The sequence below is a fragment of the Methylocella tundrae genome (assembly GCF_901905185.1).
Lineage (GTDB): Bacteria > Pseudomonadota > Alphaproteobacteria > Rhizobiales > Beijerinckiaceae > Methylocapsa > Methylocapsa tundrae.
In genome coordinates this window covers 25,344-36,484 of the sequence record NZ_CABFMQ020000090.1, presented here as the reverse complement: position 1 = coordinate 36,484, position 11,141 = coordinate 25,344, and the positions used below count along the sequence as shown (strand labels likewise).

The window sequence follows — 11,141 nt, the reverse complement described above, 5'->3', positions numbered from 1 at the left end:
GGGCGTCGTTGGATGATGCTGTTCTTCCATTTTCCTTAGCCTCGCTCGGGCAAAGGAAATCAGCTCGCCGAATCGACGCTAAATCTCAGACAAGACTCTTGACTGTGATTCGCGGAAGTGAGATTCTTTGAGGGCCAACTACAAAGAAGGGCTTCCGGAACTCCGTTTCGGGGGCCTTTTTCTTTTGCCTTTAAGTCTCCTGTTTCGGTGCAGATCAGAACGCGGCGGCCGTCATTCGTCCCCTGTTGGGATTTAGGGCGCCCTTCCGCTTCCATTTTTGTACTCGTCATAGAGCATCTGAAGCTTGGCCTTAACGAAGTCGCCAAACTCAGGGGCGACACGATCGTCGAAGGTCAGCGTGAGCTTCTTCCCGGATCTTGAGATCCGCGCCGCGCGGGTACCATCTTCCGCGCTCCAGGATTGAGGTCGATCCCGCATCGCCTTAGCGCGCAATCCGCTGTGAAGCGCCTCAAACCGCTGGTCGGTGGTCATCTTTGCAAACGATACCACCCCAATTATCTCACGGGCGCGCTGCCGATTGCCGTCCTGGTCAAGAAGATCGGTTAACTCCTGCCAGCGAACCCGTCCGAAGGCGGGAGCTGGCCCAATCGCCTCAATGAGGTCATACGGGACGCGGCTCGCTATCGATATGAGGCGAGATAGCGCGGCCTTGTCGACGCTGAGGGCGGCCATGATGATTTCGCGAGAGAACTTTCGGTCCTCCAGATTTGCGGCGAACCGGGCGCGCTCGATGAAGGTGAGATCCGTGCGCCCACTGTTCTCTTGCCCCTGCGCGACCACCAATTGCTCATCGGTGAGCTCCCGGACGACCGCCCGCACCTTGATGCCCAGTTCTCGCGCCGCCCGTAGCCGGCGGTGTCCGAACGCGACCTCGTAGCGGCCATCCTGGCGCGGCTTCGGTCGCACCAGAATGGGAACCGCTTGTCCGTGTTCGCGTATCATCTCTCGAAACGCAAGATGCTCTTCTTCCGTCCCCTCCATCCGATCCCGGACGAATGACGCATCGATGAGCGATGGATCAAGTTCAATGATGACCCGCCCCTCGACGAGTTTCTGCTCGATCTCCTCGGCTCGCCGAACCTTCTCGTTTATTCCTCCGAGTGATTGCGAGATGGCGCCTAACGCGCTGGATTGTTTGAGCGGCCGATCAAGTCCGAGCAGCGGACGGGTTCGTAAAGGCCCGGGCCGCGTCTCGTCTTGCTCCGACGGCGCGCCCGATTGTGGCGGTGGGTCAAAGTTTATCTTTCGAGCCATAATCAGGGCCTTCTCCAAACTTGCCTGACGAGCCCTTCGACCTCGCCATTAACAAGATCAAGCGCTTCGATCGCACGGTCGTAGGTTCCCCGGGTGAACTGTTGGCGTTCGACTTCATACAGCGTTTGCTTGGTCAAGCCCGCGTCCGCGATCGCCGTGCTTTTCAGCATCGGATGGGTCAGTACCCGAGATCCAAAGATCGAGCGCATAAGCCCGACCATTGTTGTCTGCGGGCCATCGCTCGGCTCATATCGCGTGACCAGATATCGCATCCAGTCGTACTGTGTGGCCCCCCCTGCATCTGCGACGACATCGAGAAGACCGCCTGTCATGTTGAGAAATTGGGACATCGACATGACGTCGAGCATTTGCGGGTGAACGGTGATCAGAACCGCCGTCGCTGCGCAAAGAGCGGATAGGGTAAGAAAGCCCAGTTGCGGTGGGCAATCTATGACGACAACGTCGTACGCATGACTAACCTGGCCAAGGGCTTCTCCAATCCGAGAAAAGAAAAGGGAATCCTGGCCACGTCGCTCCATTAACACCTTGGGAGTTTCATGCTCGAATTCCATAAGTTCGAGCTGCCCGGGAACAAGGTGCAGGTTGGGGATATAGGTCGACCGAACGATCTCCGCCATTTCGCGCCGATCTTCGTCGTAGCGGATTGCGCCATAAAGTGTTTCGTCGTCGCCCACATCCAGTTCGGGTTGGTGCCCAAACAATGTTGAAAGACTTGCTTGCGGATCGAGATCAATCGCAAGGACTCGGTAACCACGAAGCGCCAGAAACTGTGCAAGATGAGCAGCAGTAGTGGTTTTCCCGCTACCCCCCTTGAAATTCATAACCGAGATGATTTGCAAGGCTTCGTCGCCTTTGCGATGGGGAACGTAGCGCCGCGTTCCTTTTCCGCTGCGATCGAGGTCAATCCGCAAAGCTTCAATATCCTCAACTGAATACGTACGGCGGTTATTGGATTGAGGCGGCGGCCCCTTGCCTTCGGCCACCAATTGACGAAGATACCCTTCGTGGATGCCTATAAGCTTTGCGGCTTCGGACGGAGAGAAACGACGAATCGTCTTCTGGGCGGCGGGAGGAAAATCCCGCATTTGTTGGGCGCGTAGCCGCGCCGATAGCTCGGCCGCATCCGCGTTTATGAGCGCGCGGAGATCGCCTAAGCGCCCCTCGTTTGGTATCGCCGCTGTCGCCATTTTTATTCTCTGCATCTGCGGTGCTTTGTGCTGCTCACTCGAATATGCGCTGATTTCATCATGATGCCCGATTCTCTCGCCGCCGCAAGCGTTTTTGAGTTAACAAGTTCTTAACGCAGACTATGTCCCCTACCCTAGACCTTATGATTGCTGCTGAGGGGCTGCGCGTCATTCGATATCCACGCCTGACGGTTAAGCTGAGGCGGGAATTATTGCTTCTGGTGTGAGGGCGCTCTAGTCTAGTTGTACGCTGACAACTAGAGCGCCCTCACACCATTTCGTGGGGTGTCGGTCGTTGTCCACGTACAACTAAGCCGCGGCCACCTCACTTTGACGTGAGGCCGCTGACTTGCTATTTGGCCGAGTTAATGCAGAGTATCTAAACGGGTTTCGCGCGCCCGAAGCGCCGCTGAGCGTAGCTTAGCCGAGTGCCTTGAGCAGCGCGCCGCGCTTTCGATCGCGATGCCCCTACCTCCACCTGGATGGGGCCGACGCCACAGGTGAATCGGATGAATGGCCAACATCACCGCGGATTCATGCCGCTGAGGGCTTTCAAAATAGGATGAATGCATCCGGTTCGCGGGCGCCGCTTTTACATAGCGATTTCAAAGTGAACCGCTTCAGCAGAACCTGGCGCTCCCTGTCCGCTAAGCGTTTCACGCCGGCAGCGGAGGCCCATGATTCAGACCGATTCGGCCCATGAAAGCCCCGCCGCTTTGGTAAGATCGATGCAGAAACGGTCGCGGCGACGCTGGTAGCGGCGAGTCATTTCCGCGCCGGCGTGACCGAGCTGCTTCGATACGTAGCGCTCGTCGACCTCGGTGGAGGAAGCAAGCCCCTCGCGCAAGGAATGCCCCGCAAACTTCTGCTGTCGCTCGCCTTCCGTCAGATCGCCGCGTACGCCGGCGGCGAGCGCCTACGCTTGACGAGCCGAGCCACATGCTTGGTCGGTCAGCCGTTCCCCATTGACCGTCTTGCCGTCCCCGCGCACGCGCCGAAACAGCGGCCGTGTCCGATGCGCCCAAACCTCAACCAGGTCCCCACGACAGGGTAGGTGCGGTCGCTGGAGCCGCGCCCGATCTCGACCTTGCGTCAGCCGGTTTTTCCGCGCAGCGTTGCGACAGTGCCCGTTTCGAGAATTTCTATCCAGCCGCCGCCGTCCTGCCTCTGCCCGGCGCCGCAATCGAGGCCGACGATTTCGGAGCGGCGGCGCAGGCCGCCGGCGAAGCCGATGAGCAGCATGGCGCGTCGCGCAGCCCCCCTGAGATCTCCTAAGGGGCAGCGTTGCGATCATGGCGTGGAGATCCTCGGGCAGCCGGCCTCCTTCTGCGCGGGTGGTCGCCCATGGGTGCGGCGAATGCCGGCGAGGACCGTGGCGACATGGCGATCGGCGCGCGCGAACGTCTCGCCGCCTTGGGCAAAATTCCAGGCGAGGGCGGAGAGCCGTCGTTCAATGGTCGCGATCGAACGCGGCTTGCGATCGACGGCGGCCACGCCGGAGGCTTGAGCCGCGATGTAGAGCCCGCCAAGCTGCGGGTCGGGGAGCAGAGCACGGAGGGTCTGGCGCCGGCACCAGGCCGCGTATGTCGCCAATCGGCGGCATAGGCGCGGCGCGTGTTGACCGAGTTTGAGGCCTTGACGTAATCGCGCTTTGTCGGCGATGCCGGATGGCGCGCCGCGGCCGTTCGCCGGGCGCGCCCGGGAGCGGGGGCTGCCGGCCGTTCTGGGGCGCCCGGGGGCGTTTTGCGCGGCTTCGGCGGTCATTTTTGTGGGACCGGGACGCATCCGGCGCACCGTCGGCAGCCAGACGTCGACGGACGCGAGCAAGGCGTCGACATAGGTTTTTGCGCGAGCCTTGGACACTTTCCGCAATGCCTCGGGGCGACGCTCGCGCAGGCCCGGATTGCCAGAGCGCTTGCCCCGCGCCTGCGCGGCCTTGATCCCGGCCTTGGTTCTCTCCGAGATCAGCGCCCGCTCGAGCTGCGCCACGGCGCCCAGCACCTGCAGCGAAAACATGCCCTGCGGCGTCGAAGTGTCGATCGGATCACGCAGCGAGCGGAAATGCGCGCCGCGGTCTTCCAGTCGCTCGATGGTGTCAAGGAGGTGGCTCACCGAGCGCGCAAGGCGGTCGAGGCGGACCACGACGAGCACGTCGTCGCCCTTTATATCCCGCATGAGCCGGGCAAGCTCAGGCCGCGTCCGTGAGGCGCCGGAGCCGGTCTCGCGATAGATCGCGTCGCAGCCGGCGAGCTTGAGTTCGTCGGTCTGCGCGTCGGTCGCCTGATCCTCGGTCGAGACTCGTGCGTAGCCGATGAGGCGGCTGCGCGGGGCAGGGGAGGCGTTTCGTGTCGCCGAACGGCGCATATTACAGTCCTTTAGACCCCAATGCGGGACTTTGTCGGCCGAATCAGCGCTTCGCGCGGCTGCCCAGACCGTTTGTACAAACTCATAAGTTATCAGTAAATGACCGTTTGAGCGCGCCGCCAAACGCCCCGGCCGCAATCCCTCCAGACGCTCCTTAGAGGCAAAAAGCTCACTCGGGAGCGATTCCTGCCGGCAACGGTAGGGCAGGGGGCTCCGCGCGATAACAGCTAATTATCGATGGTTATAGACGCCGAAACACCCTTCCCGGGTGACGGAAGCGATTCGTCGTCTTGCTTCTATCACTATATTTTTCTATCTAAATATCATTTATATAACTGTTTCCCAGTGAGGAGGGCGCGCGCCTCCCTCGGTCGGCGCGCGTCTCGTCGGTTTTGCTTAAAAACTTCAATTTGAATCGCCGAAGCAAAATTCCACGCTCGCATTCGCCTAACGAGGTCAATGCAAATAGTCATAACCCTATGGAACTACGTCGTTTTAAGGGATAGCAGTCCGCGAGTTGAACAGCGAAGGCATCGCGGCCACGCGCCTGCGGCGGGGAGGGGAGCTTGTTCCGATCCACCTCTCGCTGCGCCGCGACCCTGGCCGGGGGACTTTGGAGCCGGCGGATGGAGAAATTGAAGCGCTTAACTAAAATTGAACTTCCTAGTCAAAAATGGGCCCGCAATTTCCGCTTATCCCCATGGAAACATAGGGATTTGTGGAATTGAAGTTTTGACCCAAAAGCTGCGCTGGCCAGTTCGCTTTTTGGCCGTGAAAAGAGTAGGATAAGCGTATCGGAGAGGCCCATGGGCGAAATCCTTGAACGTCCGCAAGCGCCGTCGCGGCATCGGCTCGACGTTGATGCCTATTACAAAATGGCCGAGGCCGGCATTCTGACCCGCGCCGACCGCGTCGAGCTGATCGACGGCGAGATCATCGACTTGACCTCGATCGGCAGCCCGCACGCCGCGATCGCGCGTCGGCTCAATCGGCTCTTCGCGCCCGCCGCGGCGGACGGGATCGTCCTCGTCAGTCAACTGAACCCGCTGCGGCTCGACGCCTATAATGAGCCTGAAACCGATTTGATGCTGCTGCGGCCGCGCGCCGACGATTACCTGGCAAGTCACCCCAGCGCCGCCGAGGTCCTGCTTCTGGTCGAAATCTCCGACAGCTCCCTGGCTTACGATCGCGGCCGCAAGCTGGCGCTTTACGCGCAGTTCGGCGTGCCGGAGGTCTGGATCGTCGATCTTGCGGGATCCGCCGTCGAAGTCTGCCGCCAGCCGCAAGATGGCGCCTATTCTTCAATGGAGCGCCGCACCAGCGGCATGCTCGCGCCGGCTCTGCTCCCCTGCGTCGCCGTCGACGTCGCCGCGCTGCTCGCGTGAGGTCCGCCGATTCCGTGGCCGACCCTTGGCGTGGACTAGCCGACGGGCGCTTACTGGAGGCGCTCAAGAATCCGCTCGCCGCCGCCGAGGACGCGCTCGCCCGCCTCGACGAGCGCGTCCGGGCGAGCCCGATTCAGGAGGGGTTCGTCAGCCGGAGCCATTTCCAGGACGCCTGCGCCAGCCTCTGGCTCGCCGGCGAACTCGTCATGCTCGAGGATCTCGTCCTGCGTGACGCGCGCATGGACATAAGATCGCCGACCCATGAGGTGACCCGCGCCGAGGCCGTGCTGCGCGCGCGCCGAAAAATTGCAGCGGCCGCGCCGGACTGGGCACTGAGCGCCGACGGCCTTGAAATCTTGCGCGGCGCCGGCGAAGCCGGGACGGCGGAACCGGAGCCCGCGGGGCAGGGGGATCGCGGCGATGACGCCACGTTGGAAATGCCAGGCGACGCCGATCCGCTCGCCGGCGAGCTAGCCGCGCTCGATCGCGCGCTCGCGAGCAGCAGCAAACTCCTCAGCCGAGACGCCCCCCTAGCGAGAACCCCGCGCGATCCGCTCATCTATGATCCCGATTGGGCGGAGGGCGACAGGCTCGAGGCCTGGCAACGCGCCGCCGCTGCGTCGCAGTCCGAACCGCCGCTGCTGTCCGCGGCGATCCTGTGGGACGCCTGGGACAGCGATCCGCCGCTCGAGCGCCAGGCCTGGCTCGGCGCTCTGCTGGTGGCGGCGACGCTCAGGGCGCGCCACAAAACCCGGTCGCATCTCTGCTGCGTGAATTCGGCGCTGCGGCTCATTCCCCGCGAGAAGCGCCGGTCGCGCGACCGAGCGACGCGGCTCGCCGCCTTCCTCACGGCGATCGCGGCCGGGGCCGAGGCCGGAATGCAAGACCATGACCGCTGGCTGCTGGCGCGCCGGCGCCTCGAGAGCAAGCTCAAGGGGCGCAGATCCTCCTCCCGGCTGCCCGCTCTGGTCGAATTCATCCTGGCGCGGCCGATCGCCTCCGCCGGCATGATCGCCGCCGAACTCGGCGTCACCCCGCGCGCGGCGCAGGACATGGTCGCCGAACTCGGCCTGCGCGAAATGACCGGCCGCGGCCGCTATCGGGCCTGGGGCATCCTGTGACGATCTTTGGCGCCGATCCGCTCGTCCAGTCCGGGCCATCGTTCATCGCGCCGCACCGATGACCCTCGCAAATGCCCCCGCTGGCCTGCACTCGTGCTGACAAGCGCCTTGACCCATCTTGCGTGGCGGCCGACGACCGCCGATGATCGCGCGACCAACGAAAAGCCGACTCGAGCGAGGCTGCCACCTCTTGCATCGGACGGTCCCGGATCAACGGCATGACGGCATTTTTCCCGCGCGATAGAGACGCCAAGGCCGGCAACGCCAAAACGGAAGCATTGGGATCAGATCCAGGCCATGTCGGCGCGAACTCCCCACTCAGAATGCACCACGGGGCGACAAGGCGAAAGCCGCGACGCACACTCTCCTTTCCGCAAACAGCGTGTCGTTCCCGACGCGGCGCGCGATTGCTTCGCGCCCGACAAGAAGCAGTCCGACAGCACCCGCCCATCGCAACGATCTTTGAGGGAGTAAAGCCATGCAGCTTGTCCGTCGCCAGTTCCTCTTCCTTGCCGGCGCGGCAATCGCGGCGCCGGCGCTCGGGCAGGGCGCCAAGCTCACCCTTGTCATCATCCGCCACGCCGAAAAGCCGGACGAAGCGTGGCCGGGCCCGAGCCTCACGTCCGAGGGTTCGCCGGACAAGAAGTCCCTGGTGATACGCGGCTGGCAGCGCGCCGGCAGTTGGTCGGCGCTGTTTGGCGCGGGACTGGGCGGCGTCGATTTCCCTCAGCCCGCAGTCATCTACGCCGCCGACCCGAGGGCGGAAACCGGCGACGAGCCGAGTCAGCGCCCCTACGAGACCATTCGTCCGCTCGCCGCGCGGCTCGGCCTCAAGCCGATCACCACCTACGCCGTCGGGCAGGAACCCGCCCTGGCCGCCGAACTCACCGCCCTCTCAGGCGTCGTTTTGGTCTGCTGGGAGCACAAGGCGATCGTCAAAACCCTGCTCCCCGATCTCGTCGGCCAGCAGCGCATCGACGGCCTGCCGCAGAAATGAGACGGGACGCGGTTCGACGTCGCGCTGCGCCTCGACCGCGCCGCCCCCGGGACGCCCTGGTCCTTCCGCCAACTCTTCCCCCACCTGCTCTCGGGCGATTCCGACGCGCCGCTGATTTGAGAAGAGGGGGCAGGCGCGCGAGCGGTAATTTTCCTCGGGCGCCGCCTCCCGTGAAGGTTTAGGCAATAAGGGCGGATGAAAGATGACAAAGTCCTGGACGCTGCTGACACCCCAGGAAAATTACCGTTCGCAAGGGTTCGCGGACGAGATCCATGCCGCAGCAGGGCGCCCCCCGCCGTTCGCCCGCTGTCGCGGTCGGAATCTCTGGTGCTGATGGCGCTCGCCTATTTTCAGCCAGTCGTGCGCGGCGCGCTCTCGGAATTTATCGGCCGGGAGGTGAACCGCGACCTCATCGTCGGCCTCCGCGCCATAGGCTACATCGCCGCGGAGCCGCGGAGCCCGCGGCCCGGCACGCCCTACGCCTTCGTGGCGACCAAAGCGCTTCTCGCGCGGTTCGGCTTATCGAGTCTGCACGATCATCTTCCCGACATCGAGATGCTGGAGGACGCCGGCCTGCTCGCCAAGGACAAGCTCTTGGCCGGGGAGTTTCCGGGCGGGTTCGCCGCGGCCGGCGACGCCGACGAAGGCGACGATCGACCCGATGCGGCCGAGACCGCATCGACGGGAGGGACGTTTGACAAATGCCCGGACTTGATGCCGGAGGGACACGGCCTTGGGTTCTACAATGTGGAGAAAAAAAAAACTGCGCCCGCGATTACGGCTACGGATGGAATCGACTAATCTTCCCCGTATGTTCATCCCCGGCAAGAAAATGTACTGAAAGCGCCATGCAGCCTGCGTCTGCCCAAAGTCGGAGATATCTCTTCAACCTCCTGAGCTATGCTGAGGAGGTCCTCAAAGCGGGTGAGCAAGTCATCTTGCCAGGGACGCGTCGATGACTTTCTACGAGCATGACATATCGAGCTTGGTGACCGTGGCGGCTTCAGGCAAGGACGATTGCGATCAGCGAGTCGCCCGCTCGCAGGAGCCGAGGCCGGCCGAGGCTAACCGGTCATGGGCGCAACGACAGGCGCGGGAGGCAACCCTACAACTGCCGCAGCGGGCCATCGCGAACGCCACGTGCATCACGCGCTCAGGACTGCTGCGACCGTGACGGCGAATCGCCCCGAGAAGACGGCCGCCAAGAGAAGCGGTCCGCGTCGGCCGAGAGCCACGGCGGTCGGCGATCCCGCCCGCGAAGCCGAGAGCTATGCCGCGCTAGTCGCTGACCTGAAGCAACGCATCGCTGAAGCCCGGCTTCGCGCAGCCCTCTCGGTCAATCGCGAGCTGGTGCTCGTCTATTGGGGAATTGGGCGAGATATTGTCACCCGGCAGGAGAGCGAGGGTTGGGGCGCCAAGGTCATTGATCGGCTGGCTGCCGACCTCGGGCGAGCCTTCCCGGAGATGACGGGCCTATCGGCTCGAAATCTCAAGTACATGCGGGCCTTCGCAGAGGCCTGGCCCGACGTCGAATTTGTGCAACAGGTTGTTGCACTATTGCCCTGGGGCCATAACCTCCGTCTCCTCGATGGCGTGAAGTCCGCGTCCGAGCGGACGTGGTATGCGCGCCAGGCTATCGAAAATGGCTGGAGCCGGAACGTCCTCGTCCACCAGATCGAAAGCGGACTGTTCGAGCGCCAAGGCGGCGCTCTGACGAACTTTTCGAGGACGCTGCCCGCGGAGCAATCTGAACTCGCTCAGCAAATCCTCAAGGACCCTTATAACTTCGACTTTCTGTCGCTCGGTCCTGAAATCCTGGAGCGCGATCTCGAGCGAGGGCTGATCGAACATCTGCGTGCGCTGATCCTCGAACTCGGCAAAGGCTTCGCATTCGTCGGCAGCCAATACCATCTCGAAGTCGCCGGCCAGGACTATTACCTCGACCTCCTCTTCTACCACCTGCGCTTGCGCTGCTTCGTCGTGATCGAACTCAAGATCGAGGATTTCAAACCCGAATTTGCCGGCAAGATGAACTTCTATCTTTCGGCCGTTGACGACCAATTGCGCCACAAGGATGACAAGCCGACCATCGGAATCATCCTCTGCAAGGGCCGCAATGAGGTTATTGTCGAATATTCACTACGCGACACCACCAAACCGATGGGCGTCGCCCAATACAGAGTCTCTCCCTCGCTACCCCTGCCACTCCAGCAGGAGCTTCCGACGATTGAAGAACTCGGACGAGAGTTTCCTTTGATGTCCGTGGTCAAACTCCGGATCGAAATCGAGCGCGCCCTCCGCGACTTTGCGGCCGCTCAAGGTTTCGCGCCCGCGCTCCCAGTGGGTATTGGCGCCATGATACAAGATCTTCAGCGCCGTGGCTTGGCGCCGGCAGGGGCGGAGGCCTTCATAGACGCAGTGCGGGTCATGAACGCCGCCTCTCACGGCGTCGACGTCGATCCCGATGCGGCCGGGCGGGCTATTCGGCTCGGGGCTGAGTTTCTTGCTGAACTCGCCAAGCATAGGCGCGACTATCCGAGCCCCCCGAGCGGTCAAGATTGAGACGGCCCGCACCGCCAAACCCAAGGGAGAGCATGCAAAACTGTGGGGTGCCTTAGCTTCTCGCGCCAATCTCGGAGGCAGCCAGGCGAACCGCGACTTCGCAAAGAACCTAGAACTTAACCAATAAAGACTTTGAGCCCCACGACTTTGCATGGTCCCCGGTAAACACGCAGCATCTCAGCCATCCAGCTATCTAGGTATCCATGATAAGAGCGTCTAATCAGGAATC

At 62.5% G+C, this 11,141-nt stretch carries 10 protein-coding genes; 5 read left to right on the top strand and 5 right to left on the bottom strand.

What is annotated here, in order from left to right; genetic code table 11:
- Nucleotides 1-252: 252 nt before the first annotated feature.
- The 5 genes from repB to MPC4_RS14135 all read right to left on the bottom strand — a co-directional run bounded on the left by repB (nucleotide 253) and on the right by MPC4_RS14135 (nucleotide 4,847).
- Nucleotides 253-1,293 carry a plasmid partitioning protein RepB gene (gene repB / locus MPC4_RS14155; protein WP_244629019.1) on the bottom strand — a complete coding sequence of 347 codons (1,041 nt, stop codon included), beginning with the start codon at nucleotides 1,291-1,293 and terminating at the stop codon, nucleotides 253-255.
- A complete protein-coding gene (repA, locus tag MPC4_RS14150; protein ID WP_174513085.1) occupies nucleotides 1,278-2,483 on the bottom strand; it encodes a plasmid partitioning protein RepA in 1,206 nt (401 codons plus the stop codon). Before repA ends, repB begins: the two co-directional genes overlap by 16 nt.
- A 682-nt stretch (nucleotides 2,484-3,165) precedes the next feature.
- Nucleotides 3,166-3,330 (bottom strand): hypothetical protein, encoded by a 165-nt coding sequence (locus MPC4_RS14145; RefSeq protein ID WP_174513084.1) that lies wholly within the window; start codon nucleotides 3,328-3,330, stop codon nucleotides 3,166-3,168.
- Nucleotides 3,331-3,575: 245 nt separating this feature from the next.
- Nucleotides 3,576-3,725 carry a hypothetical protein gene (locus tag MPC4_RS14140; protein ID WP_174513083.1) on the bottom strand — a complete coding sequence of 50 codons (150 nt, stop codon included), beginning with the start codon at nucleotides 3,723-3,725 and terminating at the stop codon, nucleotides 3,576-3,578.
- A gap of 48 nt (nucleotides 3,726-3,773) precedes the next feature.
- Nucleotides 3,774-4,847, bottom strand: a complete 1,074-nt coding sequence (locus MPC4_RS14135; protein ID WP_174513082.1) for a recombinase family protein — start codon at nucleotides 4,845-4,847, stop codon at nucleotides 3,774-3,776.
- Nucleotides 4,848-5,653: 806 nt separating this feature from the next.
- On the opposite strand from MPC4_RS14135, the gene MPC4_RS14130 reads away from it, so the two are divergent.
- The 5 genes from MPC4_RS14130 to MPC4_RS14110 all read left to right on the top strand — a co-directional run bounded on the left by MPC4_RS14130 (nucleotide 5,654) and on the right by MPC4_RS14110 (nucleotide 10,912).
- Nucleotides 5,654-6,232: a Uma2 family endonuclease gene (locus MPC4_RS14130; RefSeq protein ID WP_174513081.1), complete on the top strand. Its 579-nt coding sequence runs from the start codon at nucleotides 5,654-5,656 to the stop codon at nucleotides 6,230-6,232.
- On the top strand, nucleotides 6,229-7,353 hold the full coding sequence (locus tag MPC4_RS14125) for an RHE_PE00001 family protein (protein WP_174513080.1): 1,125 nt from the start codon (nucleotides 6,229-6,231) through the stop codon (nucleotides 7,351-7,353). The genes MPC4_RS14130 and MPC4_RS14125 overlap by 4 nt, the downstream gene beginning before the upstream one ends.
- A gap of 478 nt (nucleotides 7,354-7,831) precedes the next feature.
- Nucleotides 7,832-8,350: a histidine phosphatase family protein gene (locus MPC4_RS14120; protein ID WP_342343635.1), complete on the top strand. Its 519-nt coding sequence runs from the start codon at nucleotides 7,832-7,834 to the stop codon at nucleotides 8,348-8,350.
- A 333-nt stretch (nucleotides 8,351-8,683) separates the two neighbouring features.
- A complete protein-coding gene (locus MPC4_RS14115) occupies nucleotides 8,684-9,151 on the top strand; it encodes an SMC-Scp complex subunit ScpB (protein WP_244629020.1) in 468 nt (155 codons plus the stop codon).
- 273 nt (nucleotides 9,152-9,424) lie between these two features.
- Nucleotides 9,425-10,912: a PDDEXK nuclease domain-containing protein gene (locus MPC4_RS14110; protein ID WP_174513078.1), complete on the top strand. Its 1,488-nt coding sequence runs from the start codon at nucleotides 9,425-9,427 to the stop codon at nucleotides 10,910-10,912.
- Nucleotides 10,913-11,141: the final 229 nt, after the last annotated feature.

Excerpts from the sequence above, each read along its gene's own strand:
- MPC4_RS14130 (WP_174513081.1), top strand. The coding sequence starts at position 5,654 with ATGGGCGAAATCCTTGAACGTCCGCAAGCGCCGTCGCGGCATCGGCTC.
- MPC4_RS14120 (WP_342343635.1), top strand. The coding sequence starts at position 7,832 with ATGCAGCTTGTCCGTCGCCAGTTCCTCTTCCTTGCCGGCGCGGCAATC.
- MPC4_RS14140 (WP_174513083.1), bottom strand. The coding sequence starts at position 3,725 with ATGCTGCTCATCGGCTTCGCCGGCGGCCTGCGCCGCCGCTCCGAAATC.
- MPC4_RS14115 (WP_244629020.1), top strand. The coding sequence starts at position 8,684 with ATGGCGCTCGCCTATTTTCAGCCAGTCGTGCGCGGCGCGCTCTCGGAA.
- MPC4_RS14110 (WP_174513078.1), top strand. The coding sequence starts at position 9,425 with ATGGGCGCAACGACAGGCGCGGGAGGCAACCCTACAACTGCCGCAGCG.
- repA (WP_174513085.1), bottom strand. The coding sequence starts at position 2,483 with ATGGCGACAGCGGCGATACCAAACGAGGGGCGCTTAGGCGATCTCCGC.
- MPC4_RS14135 (WP_174513082.1), bottom strand. The coding sequence starts at position 4,847 with ATGCGCCGTTCGGCGACACGAAACGCCTCCCCTGCCCCGCGCAGCCGC.